This window comes from Halalkalibacter oceani (genome assembly GCF_023715605.1).
In the GTDB taxonomy this organism is placed as follows: Bacteria; Bacillota; Bacilli; order Bacillales; family Bacillaceae_D; genus Halalkalibacter; species Halalkalibacter oceani.
This window is the reverse complement of the sequence record NZ_JAMBOL010000005.1, coordinates 93,257-113,403: the sequence shown is the minus strand read 5'-3', so window position 1 is coordinate 113,403 and position 20,147 is coordinate 93,257. Positions and strand designations below refer to the sequence as shown.

Below are 20,147 nucleotides of genomic sequence, written 5' to 3'. Positions count from 1 at the left end.
GTATGAGGAGGAGAAAGTAGGATGTCAAATAACGAAATAATTTCCCGAGTTGAAAATGATCGCATTCTGGTACTCGAACGCATTTTCGATGCACCACGTGATCTCGTGTTCAACATGTTTAAAGAACCGGAGCATCTCAAGCATTGGTGGGGACCTAACGGTTGGGAACTTCCGGTTTGCCACATCGATTTTCAACCGGGCGGTGTATGGCACTTCTGCATGAAGTGTACGGATCGAAATCAAGGTGAATATTATGGAATGGAATCTTGGGGCAAAGTCATTTACAAGGATATTATCGAACCGGAGACAATCATTTACACCGATTACTTTTCGGATGCTGAAGGGAATATCGACGAGAATATGCCGTCTACCGAGATTACATTAGAATTCATTGAACTCGATGGTAAGACAAAGCTAATTAACCGTGCTGAATATGCGTCTGCAGAAGCTCTTAAGTCTGTTATGGACATGGGTATGCTTCAGGGCATCACTGAAACTTGGGATCGGCTGGAAAATTATCTGGATGGTAAGTGAGGAAACGATAATGAAGATGAGACAAAACTAGGTAGCATGGAGTAGCAATGACAACACTTTCCACTTAGCCCGTTGTGAGAACTCCACTAACAACGGGCTTTGAAAGATCGTAGCGGTTCCATCCATTTGTTTATGAGCTTGGAAAAGGGTAAAAAAACTACCTTTTGGCCCAGCCTATTCTCTAAAAAATAAAGCTTGTCTGACATCAGTTCAACATTTATGACCAAATATCGGCAACGACGGGATGTGCGAGACCACTGAAAAAGTGAAAATCGTACTTTTTCAGCCGCTTCGATACCCGCCAGCTTTCACCGTCAAAATAGCAAAAGGTCCGTCTTTCCCTATAAGTTTAACTGTCTAAAAGCCTCCATAATCTTTTCCTCGGTGATCGGTTTCGCAATATAGTATTTGGCGCCACTCCGCAAAGCTTGATAAAGCAGATCCTGACTCCTATTTCCACTTATAATGATTACCTTCGCCTTCGGAAAAGCCTTCACCAGTATCTGGAGGGCCTGAATACCGTCGATTCCCGGCATCGCAATGTCCAAAGTGACTAATGAAGGCTGGTAGTATTCATATGCTTGAACCGCTTCGGCGCCATTGGACACTTCATCGACAACGGTATGGCCCAGTTTTTCAAAGATATCTTTTAACATCGTCCGAAAAAAATGAGAATCATCACAAATTAATATACGTTCCATTCCAGCATTTCTCCCTGTACTTTTTTCGTGTTGACAACCCTGCAGTATGAAAATTAAAGGAGTCACTTCCTGCAGCGTTCATTTTCGCTGTACACTCCCACTCTGTCCTTTTCCGCTTTTCACCAGGATTTTGTGCCTTGCCAATTAAAAATTCATACTTTTCCTATTGTATTTCCAGTCTTCTGAAAATGTAAGTAGACACTTTCGTATGCACCCTGGTTAACATGCAATAGAAAAAAGCCTCCATTACAGAGACTCCTTTTCACGTCCAGGGTACATTAATGTAACCGTCGTTCCTCGGCCGGGCTGACTCGTTACTTTTACCTTTCCCCGATGCGCATTCATTATTTTTTTAACATGAAACATGCCCAAGCCAAAATTGTATCCTGACTTATGCTTCGTTGAATAAAAGGGTTCAAATAGGTTGTTTATTTGCTCTTTATCCATTCCTCTGCCGGTATCTGTAAAATGAATCTTCACATGACGCTTCGTTTTTTCCATAATAATTGTAATCTGTCCCTGACCATCGATTGCTTCGACTGCATTACTAATAATATTTGAAAAACATTCTGTCATCAGCGTCCGATCAACAGCCAGTTTTACTGATGAAAACTGCTTTTCAAACGAAACCGGGGTATGAACAAACTCATCAATCACTTCCTCCAGCACTAGCGCAATATCAGTCGGTTCAAGCTCGACGTTCAACCTTCTCCGTGTTAGGTAGGACAGCTTTGACACCATGTCCATCAGATGATCATTGGAACGCAGCAAGCTGTTCAGATGATCATCAACTTCTTCATATTGCTTCGTTTCAAGGCTCCGTTTTATAGTAAGCGCATATAATTTATTTTTTGAGATCGCGTTTTTAAATGCGTGCTGCATCAAGCTCGTCCCAAGCTGCATCTTCGTGAGTACAGCCGTCGATTGGAAGCGTGTAAAAACATTGTATCCATATAAAATCAAGCCTGCCAGCAAACTGAACAGACACAGAATCGGAATCAGGATTAATAGCTCAACAGGTGATTGAAAATAGCTGCCCTCCAGTTGAAGAAACAGTAAAAACGCTTCAGGGATGAAGATGATCATCCCGAGACCAAAATATTGCAGCTTCTTGACCTTCTCTTTTTCTATCTTCAGCATCCCTTTGACAAATAAGATAATCGAAGCGAGCATATACGGAATTCCCCAGCTCAAAATATACGAATAATTCATCCAGGAAGTCGTATACGCATCTGTAAAGACAAACGCCAGCAATACCGGAACGAGCAGCAGGACAGTCACCACCGTTTTCGGATAACCGGCGAAATGAATGAAGAAGACGAGGATCAAATAGTAAGGGAACGAATGGACAATGATATTCAAAAAGGCCGTTAAAACAGACAACACCGTCACAGCCGTGTCACCGGCCCCTAAGGATGTTATATGTGGAAGGACAATCTTTTCCAAACCCACTTGCAGCCCGCTCAAGCCCGCCGTAAACAAAATGAACGCTCCCCATACGAGCAGACGGTTTTCACCATGCTTCGCCAGTAAATATAAACTCATTGGCGTCATAACAAAAAACAACAGCAAGAAAAAAGCAACGATCATGTCCCGACTCTCCTTACTCCAGCAGCCCCCATTTGTGGCATTTATCTGCTAACTCTTTCGTCGGGCGACTCCAGTGAAATTTCTCCAATATCCGGCCGACTCGTTTTTTCACTGCTGACAGGCTTACACTGTTCATATCAGCAATTTCCTGCTGCGTCTTCCCTTCCCGTATAAGCTTCAACAGCACGACATCATACGGATTTAGCAGCTTCTTTTTCTTGTCATATACGAGCTTTTTCAGCCTTGGCCCGTATTTCGTAACCTGTTCACTCATCGCATTGGCAATAACCGCAGGAATTTGTTCAAACTCATTTTTATAAACAAAGTCGTATGCCCCGTTCAAAAACGCTTCATTAAACACTTCATCATCATCTTCCAATGAGCTTACTATAATCACCTTTACCGCAGGATACTTGTATGTAATATCCAGTGCAGCATCCAATCCAGTTGCCTTCGCATCCCCTAAAATAATGTCCATGAGCACGACATCAACCGGTGTTTGATTGAGCTCTGCCATACAGGCTTCCATATTGTCTACACAGGAAGTGATCATAAACCCGGTTTCGTTGGAGAAGTACGCCTGCAAGCCGTTGCTCCAGTCCAGATCATCTTCGACCAGCATCACTTTCGCCCGATTCAAGCTACTCACTCTCCTCTCTTCTCTATCGCTATTATCCTATATTTCCGTTTCGAAATGGAGTAGACAATTTCGTGTGTACCAAAGTATTACATCGGTCCTCGTTCATGACTAAAAGTTTATATAAGTCATAGATTTGTTTCCTATGCAAGGCCTAATCAACAAGTACTTCTATCATGCTTAAAAGGTGTCTTTTAAGGTAAAGTGACTAAAATCATGTCGGGGAAAAGGCCGAAGGGAAGGAAACTACAACCTCTCCCGACATCTCCTACATAGTTACGACTTCTCGACAAATATCCTCAAATGAGGGGGCGGTCTGTTTAAACAAGGCACAGACACCACTTACCACTGAGTAGTTATCCCCACGCAGGATTGCTCATCTTATCTTATCCTATCTTTCCTTCAACTGTCTCTCTTTGTCTCTAACATCCGCAGAAGAATAATTGTCGTCTCTGCCCTTGTCGCTTTATCATTCGCGACAAATCGTCCCCCTTCACGTCCATTCACAAGCCCCTGCTGATGAATCTCTTCCACCGAGGCTTTTGCCCACTGCGGAATGTCTTTGTCATCAGTAAAGCTGGTTGATGCATAAGCTTTGTCATTTACCTTTAGCGCTCGTGCCACCATGACAGCGACTTCCGCTCGAGTGATAGGTGCATTCGGTCGGAAGCTTCCATCTTCGTAACCGGTAACAATCCCCTCCTGTACTGCCTGAGCGAGAGCTGGATTCGCCCATCCAGTTTGGTCGATGTCTGAAAACACCAGTGTCGCTCCCTCCCCCTCCAGTTCCAACACATTTGCCAGCATGACGGTAAACTCAGCGCGGGTGATAGGATGATTCGGTTTGAATACGCTGTTCGGATAGCCGTTGACGATACTTTCCGATGTGGCACGCTTAATCTCGCTTTCCGCCCAGTGTCCCGCAATGTCAGTAAATTCAGCTGGTTCAGCTGGCAGTAGCGCTTTACGGGTAAGAGTCAGTGTATAGTTCTTTTTTGTGCCATTCTCCGCCTGCACGATCAACACGAATGTATTGTCGCCTTCCTCAAGATCGACTGTGGCCCTGTTCATCAAGACTTTATCCCTCAGCATCACTTTTGCCCCAGAGTCGGCCCTTTTTACCATAATGTCCACTTGTTCGGCTTCCGTATCTCCTCTGTATTTCATTACACTGGAAGAAAATGCTGGGCTGAGCGTCAGATTTATGTCATCAGCCCACACTTGAAGCTCCGTCAGATGAGCATCGTCGGATAAAACAGGAACAGGACGATCTCTGCTGCCACCCGAGCCTCCACTTTCTGGCGTTGCTCTTGGGGTCGCTGTCGCTATATTGGAAAAGTCGCTGTCACCTTCAGCATCATTCGCCTTTACGGCAAACGTATAAGGTTTGCCGTTCGTCAGTCCGGTAACAGTATAGCTGCTGTCCATAATAGTAGCTTGAATAGGTCGCCAGTTTGCTGGATCATCTGGAGCTGATGAACCCTCCACTTGGTAAACCATATAAGTCACAGTACCTTTTCCAATGACTTCATTCCATTTTAACGTAACAGAACGATCACCCGCCGACGCAGTCAGATTCGTCGGTTCCAGCTTCGTTGCGATTGTGTATTGTTCAGTCATCACTTCGCTATCCATCATCCCGTCTTTCACAGCAATTGCCTTGATGGTCATGTCAGCCGTAACTTCGATTGGGGAGGTATATTCCGCACTGCTGCTTGTCGGCTCGCTGCCATCCGTCGTGAAGTAGACCTTCGCCCCAGACGTCACTGTTGCTAATGCAATGGCTGTTCCTGTCTCAACTGCTCCTCCTGCTGGAGTTGCAGCTGGTCTTGCGACTTGTTCGGAAGCCTGAATTGTATAATGTTCTTCCATCACTTCACTATCCATCATCCCGTCTTTCACAGCAATTGCCTTGATGGTCATGTCAGCCGTAACTTCGATTGGGGAGGTATATTCCGCGCTGCTGCTTGTCGGCTCGCTGCCATCCGTCGTGTAGTGGATCGCCGCTCCAGCCGTTGTTGTCGTCAGCGTAACCGTTTCCCCATGCGGTACCCTCCCTCCTAAAGGTTCTGCACTCGGTTTAGCGGTCTGCAGCAACACCGACTGAGTCACTGCGAATTCCTGTGCCCTTGCATGATCCGCTTCCACTACGATGGTCGCCGTGTACGTTTCCCTTCCCAACGTGTCCTTCGCTTGCACCGTAAACGTCGTCTCCGGAGTCATATTATCCAGCGTCGCTTCTAGCGGCTGACTGATCGTAAAACTATCGGCATCTTTACCCGTTAAACGAACCGTAAGATTATCCAATTTACCTGAGTACGCGCGCTGGATCGTGATCTTTTTTTTCTCCTGTGTTCCTGAAACGTAACCAGTCTTAAGATGCGCCAGCGTCTGATCAGCAAACTCTGCAATTTGATAGAGGTCATATTTCATCACCGTAGCTTTGTCGCCATTGGCTTCATCGATATAGGCCAAATAGGCGCTTCCATCATCTATAGTGAACGCCAAATTGCCGACCTCACCTTGTGAAAATCCAGCAGTACCAACTGTCTTCCATACGCTTCCGTCAAACGTCATGACCGTCGCTTTCTCTGAAGATGATGAATCCCTGAAGCCAAAATAAGGAATGCCTACATCCATGGCAAAAGCCGTGTACGATCCATTTGGTGAAAACTCTGGCGTTCCTACAGATTCCCATCCATCTTCCCCAATATATTTCGTCACGGTCGCCTTTGACTGTGGGGTAAAATACGCCACATAAGGAGTTCCGTTATCAAGTTGCATGATCGTTTTTTGACTTCCTACCGTAGACAAGCTTGCCTGTTCCAGCGATTCCCATATACTTCCGTTCAACTTCGCAACAATTGCTTGAGGGGTCAAGCTCCTGTATCCAAGATAAGGCGTGCCCTCATAAACATCGATCGAAACACTGCTCCCTCGCGATAATCCAGATGACCCCAAAGAACTCCATCCGCCCCCACTAAAACTGTACGCTCCGATACTCCCAGTTGAATTATTAACAAAAGCGACATAAGGTGTCCCTTCATATACGCTTAAAGAGGTTGTGGTGGCGCTTGTATACCCCACTTCGCTTCCCAACGACTCCCAAGTGGTTCCATTATATTTTTTTACATATACTTTGTCCGGCCCGAAGTCTTCCTCTCCAGTATAAGCGACATAAGGTGTCCCATCATAAAGAACGAGTGAAATCCCTGACGCTTCATTATCCGAAATACCATTTTCCTCCCCTACAAATTCCCAAATTGCCCCGTTATATGCCTGTACGACCAACCTACCACCCTTTGATTCATCTGCATATGCAACATAGGGCACACCCTCATCCACGTCAATTGATACCGTGGTGATCATCGAGTTGCCAGCGGCGACAGCCCCTTCTGAAAATCCTGCTTCGCCCACCGTTTGCCAATTAACATCACTTGCATAGACCGCACGGTGATTAGAAATCAGCAAGTCCCCCCATCCCAAACAAAGAAATGTTACAATCAATAGTAGAGCGAACTTCATATGCCAATTCAACATTTCCAACCTCCCTCCCCCAAAAGTCTCCTCCTATTTACTATTAAGTATCGCCAGGAATCCCTTAGTCACCATAGGGACGTTTAACATTTCCTTGTATAGATTGTCATGGAGCAGACAACCATCTAAATAAGCATAGAACATCTTCGCTATTTCTAAGGAGTTTGTTTCTTGTGGTAAAAATTGATTTGCTCTCAACAGGTCGATAAAATTTCGAATTTCACTAATCCAATCATCATAAAGAGTCTGATACACGGCTCTCGAATTCGAATGACGTTTAGCCTGCATGTAGAAATCGACATAGACTAGAATCCATTCCGGTGTCTTCTGCAATTGTCCAACGATGATTTCCATCGACTCCCGAATGATCTGTTCTAATGAAGAGCCGGTTTCAATCAATGAAATAAAAGGGAGATGAATCTCTGCCCGCCTTTCTTTTCGGTAAGTCAGCAAATCGAGCATGAACTGTTCCTTAGTCTTAAAATGCACATAGAAAGCCCCCTTCGTAAATCCCGCTTGCTGGACAATATCATCAACAGAAGCCCCTGAATAACCTTTCTGACATAAAACCTCAAACCCAGCTTCAATCAACTTAGTATAGGTAGCTTCTCTTTTGAGTTGAAATTTATTTTTCTCCGTCATGTTCATCCCCCTGCCTGCAACTTATCAATTCCAACTTCCTTGTCCCTCCTATTTTTGGTAGATGCAATAAATTTAAAAACTGACTGGTATGTATTTGATTTTATCGTGACCGTTTCATAAAAGCAACGTTAAATTGCTGTTCTTTCTCTACCCTCAGCCAACTCGTTAAATTGTGCCGAACACCGAGTCATTTTAGACTGAATTATATTTTTCCATTCGATTGCCAAATCTTCAAAACAATAAACATAAAAACCCAACTCCCTTATATAAATGGTACTATTCCGTTTATAAAAGAGGTGATTGATTATTAAGCTTTCCACCCCCTTTCACGAATATGTCTGTGAGACCTTTCAAGCGCTGACTGATGCTTTAGTCCCCCAAACTCCTCCGATGCAGCACGGTTCGTATTTTATTGATTCAGATATGAATGTTCATGAGTATGTCATTCATGCGCTTAATCATGAAATTACGATTCAGCAGCAGTTCTTTCTGACCCCGATCCCGCTCGCCTATCCAACTGCCTTGATGCTGGATTCAGCGGCAGCACAGCTTATAGCTGCCGGACAGCTGCAAACTCCCTCGAAAAAATCAAATGCCAGAGGGGCCTTTTCCAGCCTTCTCCGTGAGGATCGGATCAGAGTGTTAGCTGCTCTTGAGGAACTGAGTGTCGATGTTAATTCTTTACCGTCTCCTTATACGAATAACGCCGGAATGGTGAAATATGTGACAGACGCCTTAAACCGTTTATCCTTATTTGGCTATTATTCCGAGTGGTCGGCTTACGGTACAACAAGACTGCTGCCACCTGATAAGCGGCGCCTTCAGTTTTTCCCTTTAAGCTGGCAGCAAGTCGGATACCCAGGTGTTTCGTTAGGTTATCGCGACTTTCGCGGGTTTTTGATGAAAATGCCGAGAAATGAGGAAAACGCATAATGAAAAATCCAGATGTCATTATTATCGGTGCAGGCGGCGGCGGGGCGGTTGTCGCCAAGGAGTTAGGTGAATTAGGCATTCAAGTACTCGTCCTTGACGCAGGTCCATGGTTTGGCAACAAAAAATGGCCTGATCCGAATCAGCATCGCGGATCAGCTAAAGAAAGCTCTGATCCAGCTGATTTAGACGGGGCGCTCTACCGCCAACAGCTGACAAGACGGGAAAATGATATGAATGATATCGTCAGTGGAAAGTTCCGCTGGGGTCCGGCCGATCGAAGGCGCAGCCCCTGGAACAGAGATGTCCCGGATCCAGCGGTATTGTGGCAAAATGCTGGCATTGGAGGAACGACTCTGCATTACTACGGTAACTCTCCCCGGGCGTTCCCTGAAGCGATCAGCGAGTGGCCTCTAAGCTATGAAGAGCTGATCCCCTATTATGAAAAAGTGGAAAGCACCTTACCGGTGGAATTTGCGCCGACGACTTCAAAGGAAGCATTGTTCTATTATGGGGCGGAAAAGGCCGGCTTTTCACTTAATCAGACGTTGGATGTGACAGAGAGCGGGTATCGGCCTCAGCCAAATGCGATTCTGCCTCCAAACGAACATCTGATGAACCCCGAATATTCATTAGAGCAATTAAGTCATATGGAGGGCTGTACATTAAGCGGGCATTGTGCCCAGGGCTGTCCTTACGGGCCATCTCTTGAACGGATGGCGAAACGATCAACGAACATAAGCTATGTGCCATTGGCGATGAAGACGGGGAACGTGACCTTTCGTCCAAATACATTTACAACAAAAATATTAACGGAAACAGGAGCGGATGGTCTCCCTTCTGCTGTTGGTGTAAGATGCCGTGATACATGGACTGGAGAAGTCGAGGAGATTCGGGCCAAAGTAGTCGTTATGGCCGCGGGGGCCGTTGAAAGTCCACGCCTGTGGCTCAATTCCGACTTACCACATAACCCTTGGGTTGGAAGAGGGCTGACGAATCATTTTATGGACACGGTCACGGGGACATTTGACGAGCAGACATTGATGCAGCTTCTCGACAGCCCGAGTGCTGCTCCCTTTATCGGTCATACATCTGGAGCGCGCCTTGACTATCCAGGGCTCGGAATGATTGAAACATTAGGGGAAAGCCCGGGGCTAAGCGCCCAGGTCGTATACGGTACGAGCGAGGTCGGCTATAGTGAATTTGTCGCTTCGGACTTTTGGGACCAGGAAGGCAGAATCGTCGGGGATCAGTTGGCTGAAGCGATGGATCATTACAAAAACAGCCTGACGATTGCGATCTTTACAGCCGATGACGTTCATTACCGAAACAGGGTCGAAGTCGTCCCGACTATTAAAGATGAACATGGTCCAATCCCGCTCGTCCACTATGTTCCCGGGAAGCAAGACAGGCAAAAGCGAACGGAATTGGCTAAAATCGCCACGGCTATTTTACGGCAGGCCGGAGCACATACCATCCACCGAAGCGTTCTCCCGCCTAACGTTTACATTCATCTCGAAAGTACGATGAGGATGGGGTATGTCGTCGATTCAACATGCGAAGCCTATCAGGTTCAGCGGCTTTACATTACAGACAATAGCAATCACTACAATTCCATCGGAGGCCCCAACCCGACCTTAACGACACAGGCACTTGCCACACGCACCGCCGAATTGCTGGCAAAAAAATATTTTTCGTAATCAACACCAGTAACCATAGAAACGATCGAGAAATGAGGAGGAAATGATGAAAAACCCGGATGTCATCGTCATTGGTGCCGGTGGTGGAGGGCCCGTGATCGCAAAGGAGCTTGGGGAAATGGGGATTCAAGTGCTTGTTCTTGAAGCCGGCCCATGGTATGGCAATAAACAATGGCCCGAGCCTAATCAACATCGCGGATTAGCGCAGGAAAGCTCCGACCCGCAAGACCTGGATGGATCTCTTTATCGGAAGCAAATAACAAGACTTGAACATGACATGAATAACCCGGTGAGCGGAAAATTCCGGCTCGGACCGGCGGACCGCAGACGCAGTCCCTGGTATCGAAGCCTCCCTAATCCAGGCTTGTTATGGCAAAATGCAGGCATTGGCGGCACAACCCTTCATTATTGGGCAAATTCACCACGCGCTTTTCCTTATGCGATCGATGAAGGGTGGCCGATCAGTTATAAGGAACTGATTCCCTATTATGAAAAAGTCGAAGAGACACTACCGATAGAGTTTGCGCCGATGACCTCGAAAGAAGCGCTGTTCTTTTATGGTGCTGAGCAAGCGGGATTTTCGCTTAATCGAACGTTGGATGTGACAGAGAGCGGATACCGCCCCCAGCCGAATGCGATTTTGCCTCCAAACGAGAATTTAATGAATCCCGAGTATTCATTAGAACAATTAAGTCATATGGAGGGCTGTACGCTGAGCGGACATTGTGAGCATGGCTGTCCTTACGGTCCCTCTCTTGACAAGATGGCAAAGCGATCAACGAATGTCAGTTATGTTCCGTTGGCCATGAAGACGGGAAATGTCACCTTTCGTCCGAACACCTTTACAACAAACATATTGACTGAACTGGATGCAAGCGGCAATGTCTCCGCTGTCGGCGTACGATGCCGAAACACATGGACCGGCGAAGTTGAGGAAATCCTCTCAAAAGTTGTAGTGATGGCTGCCGGTTCGATCGAAAGCCCGCGTCTTTGGCTAAATTCGGATTTGCCGCATAATTCCTGGGTAGGCAGGGGATTAACGAATCACTATATTGACACAGTGACCGGAATATTTGATGAAAAAACATTAATGCAGGTTATCGGCAGCCCGACCATTGATCCGTTCGTCGGTCATACTTCAGGAGCAAGACTCGACTATCCAGGCCTCGGAACGGTACAAGATATGGGCTTAAGTCCAGGTCTGCTGGCAATGATGCACTATGGTTCAAGTCAGGCTGGTTATAATGAATTTCTTGCTTCCGGTTTATGGGATCAAAAAGGAAGAATCACGGGAGCTGAGCTGAAAGATAACATGGACGATTATCGAAGATCCCTCAGCCTTTTGCTCATAACGGATGATGAAATCAAGTTTCATAACAGAGTGGAGCTGGACCCTCACACGGAGGATGAACATGGACCGGTAGCTGCCGTACACTATACACCGAGCAAAACCGAAGAAAAGAAAAGAATCCAATTAACCAAAATAGCGATGAACCTCCTGCGCAAGGCAGGGGCCCGGAAAATTCACCGCAATGATATCGCCGCCAACTTCTACATCCATCCTAAATCGACCATGCGAATGGGAAAGGTGGTTGACTTGTCATGCGAGGCCTACCAGGTCAATCGTCTCTATCTCGCTGACAACAGTGTCCAGGCCAACGCAATCGGCGGGACCAACCCAACATTAACAACCCAGGCACTTGCCACACGCACCGCCGAATTGCTGGCTCGGAAGTACTTTAGCAACTAGCCAAGCAACCCGTCCATTCGTTTAGGAAGGAAGAAACTAGCTTTGACCTATTGGAAAGCCGCAGACAAAGGGAACATCATCCTTTTTCTGCGGCTTTGTCAACTGACCGAAAAGTCGTTCCTTCTCTTATGCCCGCAAAATCTTTGCCATTGCTTTTCCCTTTGCCAGCTCATCGATCAACTTATCCAAATAACGGATTTCCTGCATAGTCGGTTCTTCGATATTTTCCACGCGGACACCGCAGACGACCCCTTTAATTAAAGCCCGGGAAGGGTTCATCTTGGGAGCTTCGGCGAAGAACGTCTCAAAGTCGGTTTGTTTTTCCAGTTGTCCTTCTAACGCTTCCTGACTGTACCCTGTCAACCAGCGGATAATTTCATCGACTTCCGTTTTCGTTCGTCCTTTTCTCTCCGCCTTCGTCACATAATGGGGATAGACACTTGCGAAACTCATTGTATAAATCTTGTGTTTGGTCATCATTCATCCTCGCTTATATCATTTTTTTATTTTAATATGAAAAAGCTGGGCTCCTAACAAAGCCCCTTCTCTTTCCTAGAGCTTGATGGGCTTCCAGCAAAGCTCAATAATTTGTTGAATTTGAGCCTGCTCTAATTATGGGTTGGCTGACGTCATATGTTTTCAGCACTTTCTCGGCCCGATGAATGCGAACAATGTTGAACAGTCCGTTGACGCTGTGGATGTCATTACCCTAAGAAAGTATTGATCAGCTTGAGCAATTTTCAACAATCCTTTCCGGCGCTTTTTCTTTTATAGTAAAGCATCGTACGCCTTTACACATAGAATTACATATATTTAGAATGAACATCCCCCTGGCTAAAAATTTAAGAATCGGTGTCCAGACAATGGGGTCCCTTTAACCTTTCCCTTTAATCCAGTAATCATAACTTCCATCCCAAACTGAAATTCTTGATCCATGTCAGGAATGGTCAAGTTTATTGAAGGTGTCTCTAGAACGGGAGTAGTTATATAAATTTTAACGCATTATTCCGTGTCGACCTCTTTCCAATCCGGTTCCGTTCGAACAAAAAGCTTTAACGTCATAATTGCGAATGAAAAGGGGATGATTCCTAAAATAACGATTTCCATCAGTCCAGGTGTCGTCGATGTTAGTTCTTGATTATGCGGGCTAAACAGTTGTTGCATAGTTTGAAAAGCAACATGAAGACCTACCGCACCCCAGACATTTTCCGTCATAACACGAACCATGCCGATGATAATACCAACAGCGAAAAAGAAGACAATGCGCTCCACACTTAGTGCAGCACCGATGCTTACCGCGAACAAGACAAATAGTAAACTCTGAACGCCAACCGCCTTCCATTTAGCAAGTGACGTATTTAAATTCCGATAAAAATACCCCCGGAAAATAAGCTCTTCCGGCAAGGCCTCGTACATAAATACGAGGATGAGCAACGTAATGATAGTCAGTACTAATGAGCCAACTGAAACGTGGAACTGTATCTCTGTCCAATCAAACCAGACAAAAATAATGAGCGCGATCCCTGCTGGAATCAAGTAGCTGAGGCCTCCAAAAACAAACGGCTTCCAGCCCTCCTTGAACGACGTAAGCCGCAATCCTGCCCATGACCGTTTATCCACATACTTGCGCGCAAAAACAATTAAGGGCAATACGAGACTGAGTATCAATACTGCAGACAGTACATGGGTCGTCCGATCATAATCTCCCCCAGCGCCCATCCAAATGCGAATGGCTTTGGATAGCCACCAAACCATACATGTGAGTACGAAAACAGTAACAATGCGCCAAACAGTTGACAAACGTTGATTCGTCATATTTACACACGCTCCATTCTTTCTTACATTATTTCAAGTGATCTTATTTGTTGGTGTTATTCCAATATAAACGACATACATCCGCAATTGTAGTGACCTAAGTCACTGACCGAAAACATGGAAAGATTGACCCGGATAGAAGCCGCCATCCGTCCCATCTCGAGAAGATCAAATGGTTCAAGAAAAACGTTTCCATCCGCTTCTACCGCTCTATCTAGCATCTCAGGTGGATAGACCGGTGAACGAAGATCTGTAAATCCTCCCATACGATACTTTTCAAATAAATCACCGTTTGCTTTCGACGACTTGAGCAGGCAAATCCCTCCCCGAAAACGCGAAAAAAACGCGCACACTCTAATCAATGAGTGTGCGCGTGTAATGTTTGATGGAGCCAAGGGGGCTCGAACCCCTGACCTCTACTTGAAGAAGTATAACTCCGTTACTGTGTAATGACCAATGAATGCAATAAATCCTGCATTCTCTGTCAAGAATAAATACAATACCTTAAATGAAAAATACATGAATGAAGTCATTGCCGCTATGAAGATGTACTCACTTACCATGTGGCGATAGATGGTTTCTGTTCTTTGACGTTTTTCCTTCTCAATATCCTTTACCACCTTAGACAACGCTAAACTGACGATTATTCCTAGAATATCCATAAATTAAACTTATAAGAGAATAAACTTTGTGCAATTTAGCTGTATCACCTCCTATTAAATTAGCTCTTTTGGTTTATAATACTCACAATTTAATTTTTTAAAGTCCTTTTGATCAAACGTTAAAACAGGTGTTAATGGATTAGTACTGTTTGACATCACACTTAATAAAGCATCTGCAAAGTCAACATTCTTATCTGAAAACAATATTAAGGCTTCTTTAACTAACCTTTCCTCTGGATCAACATTGTCTATGTTTAGTATGTCTAATAAAAACTCGCTAATCTTTGACTTATCAAACTTAAAATACGACTTTAAAAGCCAGCAACATTCAGCGATAACGATTGTAGGAACAATTAACCTCATTTCATTTCTTTCAACCCTGTCAACGACACTGAGAACTTGTTTGAACTTTTCGTCATCATCGTTAACAATAAATCTAATCATAATATTCGTATCAACAATAAACTTTTCCATCAAATCAATCCTTTGTCATTTCTTCATTCCATTCTTTCGAAGCGCTCTCTTGAGACATTTTTCTAATTAATTCAAAATCTATAGGCTGATCAACTTTCACTCTTCCGACAACTTCCCGAAAAGATTTCTTTTTAATTGGTTGTACATTAAGCTTATTGTTTTCATCAATCATAAAGACAAGTTGATCTCCCTCCTTCAAGTTCAATCGCTTTCTAATTTCCGCAGGAATAGTAACCTGCCCTTTGCTAGTCATTTTTCCGCTAATTAATTCCATCTATATACACCCCTCTTACTTTTTATAAAGTATTACTTTTATTATAAGGTAATACCAGTTGAAAGTAAACACTTACACCGTAAATTAAACGTTGACACAAAGATTAAAGTAACGTAGATTAATATATAGATTATTTCTAATGTTTACTCATAAAAAGAAGACACCTTGCGATGTCTTCTCTGTAAACCATATTACAACCTGCCTCCTGCACCCGTCATTACCCCTGTGAATTGTTCGGGTAGCAACGTAATCATCTCTTTCCCATCAGTCCATGCTACCCCTCCTAAAGAATCTTGCCTTCCGAGTGGATGCATCCCTTTTTTCTTGCACGTCATAGAAAAGTCATACATCGCTTCCTCCGCCGAATTTTTACTGTACACTCGATGCTGATTCCCTGGCTGCTTCACTAACGTCCCCTTGAAAGCCGCTGGTTTACTAGAAGGTGGAATCCTTAACCACGACTCTGGCTTTAACATGATGATCGCCTTTTTCGGGTGATTCCTTGGATACTCATTCGTGTATACGACCCCTTTGAAGGAATCTGGTCTTCCAACTTGCTTCGTGCAACCGTAATCCTGACAAAATCTTTTGAAACGAGGAAGAATATCCTGTCCCAACGAGTAAGGTAACTGTGTGACTGGTCGTCCGTTTATGACTACAATGAAGTTCATGATTAATACCTCCTGTTAGGATATATTAGAATCTTTGACCGCTTGTTGGTTGTGATAAGAGTACCGTACCCTGGTTGACCGCCCAATAAGGATCAACCTTTAAGAAACCACTACCTCCTGGAGAAACCCAATGTCCATCAATCTCAACTACTACCTGAGAGTGGTTTTGACCTACTATAATAAAATTGTTGAAGCCTAATGAATCATAGATAGCAGACTCTATATAAGCAACAGAATTACAATCTACCAAACGATTTTTAATCTGATCATACGCAGAATAAGCATGCCCTGTCAGATTTCCTGAAGCTCCACCAAAGCTAGCTGCTAAAACAGAACCCCTTACTAACTTATCTACTTCATCTGACGTGATATCAAGACCTAACTCTACTAAGTTCTTATACCTAGTATCAAGAGCTATTAATGCAAAGTTTCTTTCATTTCGATTTTCAGGATTGGTGTTGTCGTAATTTGGTCTGACTCCTGCTACATATTCATCGAAATAATCATATACTCGACTGCTGCGTTCTGATCCTCTGAAGTCTCTAGCTGTGTCATATCTCTCGTCAATTACATCTAGTACTGCCTTCATTACATAATCGTACTCTTCCTGTGTCTTCGTACCGTAGGTGTGTTTGCCGTACCTGACTTGAATGTTGCCGACTTGGTTGTTTTGCGGCGGCGCAATGAGTCCGTTGCTAGGCGGTGTCACCACACTACCCCCTCCAGAAGATGGTGGTGCCGGAACAACTGGTGGTGTGTTGACCTTTCCAGATGTCTTGTAGTCGTGATACCGCTTCATGAACGCTACCATTTGCGCCCGCTCTAACGGATCATTAACCCCAAACGATTCATACGTCATCGGCGCATTGCCGCTTGCATCCGTTTTTCCTGTCGTAATCCCTGTGTCATACATGAACTGCACCGCTTCCCTTACCGATACAGGACTACCCGTGTGCAATGTCGCCATCGCTTGCGCCAGTGTCCCCCGTGTCGTGTTTGCATCCGCTAACGAACGAGCCGTCGGTGACCCCTTTACCTGCAACCCCTTCGAAACCGCCACTTGGTATGCCGTGGATGCCCAGTAGTTTGGATTGGTCGGCGTTACACTCTCTACCTCATTAGGCGCTTCGTATCGCATTAAGATCGATACCATCTGCGCTTCCGTTAACGAACCCCTCGGATCTAACCAGTTCCCTACCCCTTGCGAAGGATTCGACGGGTGACGCTGATTAATAAATCCGTTTACTAACCCTTGATCAATCGCCCATTGCATGTCTTGCGACCAATAAGCGCTAGGATTATAGTCTTGATACTGGTTGGCTCGAAGACTCGGTGTTGCTATGGCTTTGACTACCTCTTCTTCAGAAGATACCCCTTTAGGTGACGATACCCCTTCATCACGACGAACATCCGTGATACCGAATTTCATCTGTACATTCTCTAGTGCCTTGATACTTTCTTGCCGCTTTGTTATGATCTCTTGATTGTCTGTCGTAATGCTCGCCTTTAAGAAACGGTCTGAGTCGTCTAAAACCGGTAACAACTCCGCTGACTTATCAAATGATTGATCCATCGTCAGCTTCGCATCAATCGCCGCCAACGCCTTCATCGTGTTTCCATACATGGCTGGCGTTAATTGCCCTTCTTTTATGGCGGCTTCTAAAACTTTGTTCGCCATCTTTACATTTGAAATCAATGCCGCTTCGTCTTGATACTTGTCCTTGGCTACATTTTTCGTAACAGCCGCCGAAACCTTACCTGCGTCCGGCGAATCCGCAAATGCAGGTAAACCTGTCGTTAAAATGGAACCTACTAACGTGGTAGAGATTAATAGTCCCTTAATGACAAAGTTAAATGACCTTTTTTCATTCTTCTTACCCCAAGAACCCTTATATTGATCTTCAAAAAGAAAATCCTCGATGAGTTACCCCTTCGAGGATTATGAATCAAATATACTTATTCTTCGACATAACCAGTTGTAGAATCAATTCCGACTGTATTTGTATTTTTATCCCAAGTTACGCCAAAATCAAGAGCCTTTGCCACATCGCGAAGCTTGAAGTAATTATTATTGTTGATGTTGTAAGCTGTTAGGTCAACTTCGATTCCGTCAAGATAGATTGTTGAAGTGGAAGGCTTCGCTAACTCTGATAATGGCTTTTCTGCAACTGCTAATTCTCCACCTACTACCGTATACGGCATACCCAATTCAAGAGAGATTGCATCGTTCTTCCCGTCCCAGTCTACTGAAAAACTCTTTTCCGTTCCATCCAGAACAAGAGCAAGATCACGTAGCTTAAAGTAATTGTTGTTGTTTAGAATGTAAGCTTGGAAGGCTACTTCGCTGTTGTTGACCATCACTTTAGACGATGTTGGCTTAACAGAAACCGGTTTGTTTGTTGTTGCCGGTTCTTCTGGTTGTGCTGGTTCTTCTGGTTGTGCTGGTTCCTCAGGTTGTGCTGGTTCTTCTGGTTCATTATTAATCACTTCGGAATGATTATCACCCTTATAACTGTTATACATCAAGTGTACATCATAAATATCCATCACAACGTTACCTTCATTATCATAAACCCAGATAGTAATAGAAAAAATAGCATTTTCAATAAGTTGTTTGTTTAATCCAAATTGACCCACATTGGCGTAGAAAGGAATTTTCCCATCTGTAAATTCTAGCTCTTCATACATAAACTGACCTTCCCCTATAAAGGAAACGCTAATAGCAGCACGACTCGCGTCAGGATGAGTTGTTCCTACTTCAAACATAAGAACTTCACTATCCTCAACCAATTCGGGATCTTCTAAAAGCAAGGCCGAGACTTCAAATGATCCAGACTCTTCAGTAGTTCCTTTAACATCTTGGACATCTATAAAACCAGGAACATTTAAAGTGAAACCAGAGTTTTCATCAATCAAATTAATCTCTTCCATTTCACTAGCAGCAAATACCGAAAAAGTAGCGAACATTGAAACCAAGAAAACCGATACTAACATGACTGAAATCTTCCTCATCTTCTCATCACTCCATTTTATATAGTTGTAAAGAGCATTTGCTCAAATTACCAATTACAAAAGTTCATTAAAATCCATGTTTTCTCTTTAAATCGCTTACATGATTAATCCAAGCTCCCTAGATAATCATCATAGTTTTTCATGAACGTAACAATATGCTCCCGAAGCAGCAATCTGTCTACCCCGTATGACTCGTATGTTCTCGGTACATTCCCATTTGCGTCTGGATAACCCTCCGATAACCCCATGCTATACATGAAGTCCACTGCCTTACGCTCCGATACCACTCGCCCTAAATGCTTCGACGCTAGTATCCTCGCCATCTCGCCTCGCGTGATCGCACTGTCCGCTACCTGACGGTTTACCACAGACCCCTTAATCGGTAAATTGAACCGCTCCGATAACTCATAAGCCGGAGCCGCCCAATAGTTTGAAATAGGTTGTACCCCGTCTAATCTTTCTGGATCGATGTACCTCCACATGATCGCTAGGAATTGCGCTTCTGTTAAGTTATCCGATGGGCGAAGCTGATTCTCTAATTGCCCTGTGGCTGGATTGCGAACATTCGTGAAACCCGTAATCAACCCCTTATCGATAGCCCATAACATGTTATCCGCCCAGTACGCTGATGGTCTGAAATCTGCGTAAGATGTGGGATTGTCAACTGGTGGTGACGTCGGCTCATCTGGTTCTACCACTGGTGGTGCTACCGGATTGCTAGGATTTGGATTTGGAAATGGATTTGCAGGCGTCGGATACGTTAACGAGTTTGCATCCTTCTGCGTCGTGAATGACCATTGACTGCTTCCTTGCTTACCTTCAAACTCGTCCTCATAAGTAACATTTACCGTGTACTTCTCGTTATACTTTAATAATTCTGTAGGGAAGAAGAAGGATGTTCCGATAGGACTCTTCTCTTCTAGTAACGGGACGTTGTTGCCTTGGCTATCTGTTAGCGTAACCTTGTATGTGTCTAGGTCGATGTAGAAGTCCATAGGCGGTTCGTAGGAGATGACGAAGCCTGAAACTCTGAGGTTGAATTGCTCTAAGGGATTTGGTACCTCGTCTCCGTAAAAACCAATCCCTACATTTGTTTGACCGTCGTAAGGATACTGGATTTCTTGGTAGCCTTCGTAACCACCTGAAGCGCTTACTAACATTACAAAATTATCTCCGCTTACTCCTACTCCTAATCTATCTAAATTTAAGTAGGTTAAT

At 44.5% G+C, this 20,147-nt stretch carries 18 protein-coding genes; 4 read left to right on the top strand and 14 right to left on the bottom strand.

The genetic code is table 11. The features are described from left to right. The first annotated feature begins 21 nt into the window (after positions 1 to 21). On the top strand, positions 22 to 534 hold the full coding sequence (locus M3202_RS08470; RefSeq protein WP_251222906.1) for an SRPBCC domain-containing protein: 513 nt from the start codon (positions 22 to 24) through the stop codon (positions 532 to 534). A gap of 341 nt (positions 535 to 875) precedes the next feature. Here the strand turns inward: M3202_RS08470 and M3202_RS08465 are convergent, their stop codons facing one another. The 5 genes from M3202_RS08465 to M3202_RS08445 all read right to left on the bottom strand — a co-directional run bounded on the left by M3202_RS08465 (position 876) and on the right by M3202_RS08445 (position 7,641). Then, the gene (locus M3202_RS08465) at positions 876 to 1,235 is read right to left on the bottom strand and encodes a response regulator (RefSeq protein ID WP_251222905.1); all 360 of its coding nucleotides are present in this window, start codon (positions 1,233 to 1,235) and stop codon (positions 876 to 878) included. Between the two features lie 246 nt (positions 1,236 to 1,481). Next, positions 1,482 to 2,825 (bottom strand): sensor histidine kinase, encoded by a 1,344-nt coding sequence (locus M3202_RS08460; RefSeq protein WP_251222904.1) that lies wholly within the window; start codon positions 2,823 to 2,825, stop codon positions 1,482 to 1,484. Between the two features lie 13 nt (positions 2,826 to 2,838). Beyond that, positions 2,839 to 3,465 carry a response regulator transcription factor gene (locus tag M3202_RS08455; protein WP_251222903.1) on the bottom strand — a complete coding sequence of 209 codons (627 nt, stop codon included), beginning with the start codon at positions 3,463 to 3,465 and terminating at the stop codon, positions 2,839 to 2,841. 399 nt (positions 3,466 to 3,864) lie between these two features. Next, positions 3,865 to 7,002 (bottom strand): chitobiase/beta-hexosaminidase C-terminal domain-containing protein, encoded by a 3,138-nt coding sequence (locus M3202_RS08450; RefSeq protein WP_251222902.1) that lies wholly within the window; start codon positions 7,000 to 7,002, stop codon positions 3,865 to 3,867. Between the two features lie 30 nt (positions 7,003 to 7,032). Next, positions 7,033 to 7,641 carry a TetR/AcrR family transcriptional regulator gene (locus tag M3202_RS08445; RefSeq protein ID WP_251222901.1) on the bottom strand — a complete coding sequence of 203 codons (609 nt, stop codon included), beginning with the start codon at positions 7,639 to 7,641 and terminating at the stop codon, positions 7,033 to 7,035. 300 nt (positions 7,642 to 7,941) lie between these two features. Between M3202_RS08445 and M3202_RS08440 the strand changes: the two genes are divergently transcribed. The 3 genes from M3202_RS08440 to M3202_RS08430 are packed head-to-tail and all read left to right on the top strand — an operon-like array spanning position 7,942 to position 12,021. Further along, positions 7,942 to 8,574 (top strand): gluconate 2-dehydrogenase subunit 3 family protein, encoded by a 633-nt coding sequence (locus tag M3202_RS08440; RefSeq protein ID WP_251222900.1) that lies wholly within the window; start codon positions 7,942 to 7,944, stop codon positions 8,572 to 8,574. Continuing rightward, a complete protein-coding gene (locus M3202_RS08435; RefSeq protein WP_251222899.1) occupies positions 8,574 to 10,271 on the top strand; it encodes a GMC family oxidoreductase N-terminal domain-containing protein in 1,698 nt (565 codons plus the stop codon). Before M3202_RS08440 ends, M3202_RS08435 begins: the two co-directional genes overlap by 1 nt. A gap of 43 nt (positions 10,272 to 10,314) precedes the next feature. Then, positions 10,315 to 12,021 (top strand): GMC family oxidoreductase N-terminal domain-containing protein, encoded by a 1,707-nt coding sequence (locus tag M3202_RS08430; protein ID WP_251222898.1) that lies wholly within the window; start codon positions 10,315 to 10,317, stop codon positions 12,019 to 12,021. A 126-nt stretch (positions 12,022 to 12,147) separates the two neighbouring features. On the opposite strand, the gene M3202_RS08425 is transcribed toward M3202_RS08430, so the two are convergent. From M3202_RS08425 to M3202_RS08385, 9 genes are all read right to left on the bottom strand, one after another. Then, a complete protein-coding gene (locus tag M3202_RS08425) occupies positions 12,148 to 12,498 on the bottom strand; it encodes a DUF2200 domain-containing protein (RefSeq protein WP_251222897.1) in 351 nt (116 codons plus the stop codon). A 525-nt stretch (positions 12,499 to 13,023) separates the two neighbouring features. Further along, positions 13,024 to 13,836: a CPBP family intramembrane glutamic endopeptidase gene (locus tag M3202_RS08420; protein ID WP_251222896.1), complete on the bottom strand. Its 813-nt coding sequence runs from the start codon at positions 13,834 to 13,836 to the stop codon at positions 13,024 to 13,026. A 56-nt stretch (positions 13,837 to 13,892) separates the two neighbouring features. Beyond that, positions 13,893 to 14,102, bottom strand: coding sequence for a hypothetical protein (locus tag M3202_RS08415; protein WP_251222895.1), 210 nt, complete (start codon positions 14,100 to 14,102; stop codon positions 13,893 to 13,895). A gap of 450 nt (positions 14,103 to 14,552) precedes the next feature. Further along, a complete protein-coding gene (locus tag M3202_RS08410; protein WP_251222894.1) occupies positions 14,553 to 14,972 on the bottom strand; it encodes a type II toxin-antitoxin system VapC family toxin in 420 nt (139 codons plus the stop codon). Between the two features lie 4 nt (positions 14,973 to 14,976). Next, the gene (locus tag M3202_RS08405; RefSeq protein WP_251222893.1) at positions 14,977 to 15,246 is read right to left on the bottom strand and encodes an AbrB/MazE/SpoVT family DNA-binding domain-containing protein; all 270 of its coding nucleotides are present in this window, start codon (positions 15,244 to 15,246) and stop codon (positions 14,977 to 14,979) included. A gap of 191 nt (positions 15,247 to 15,437) precedes the next feature. Then, positions 15,438 to 15,917: a hypothetical protein gene (locus M3202_RS08400; RefSeq protein WP_251222892.1), complete on the bottom strand. Its 480-nt coding sequence runs from the start codon at positions 15,915 to 15,917 to the stop codon at positions 15,438 to 15,440. Positions 15,918 to 15,942: 25 nt separating this feature from the next. Further along, the gene (locus M3202_RS08395; protein WP_251222891.1) at positions 15,943 to 17,613 is read right to left on the bottom strand and encodes a hypothetical protein; all 1,671 of its coding nucleotides are present in this window, start codon (positions 17,611 to 17,613) and stop codon (positions 15,943 to 15,945) included. A gap of 260 nt (positions 17,614 to 17,873) precedes the next feature. Further along, on the bottom strand, positions 17,874 to 18,911 hold the full coding sequence (locus M3202_RS08390; protein WP_251222890.1) for a copper amine oxidase N-terminal domain-containing protein: 1,038 nt from the start codon (positions 18,909 to 18,911) through the stop codon (positions 17,874 to 17,876). 122 nt (positions 18,912 to 19,033) lie between these two features. Next, a complete protein-coding gene (locus M3202_RS08385) occupies positions 19,034 to 20,089 on the bottom strand; it encodes an S-layer homology domain-containing protein (protein ID WP_251222889.1) in 1,056 nt (351 codons plus the stop codon). Positions 20,090 to 20,147 lie beyond the last annotated feature (58 nt).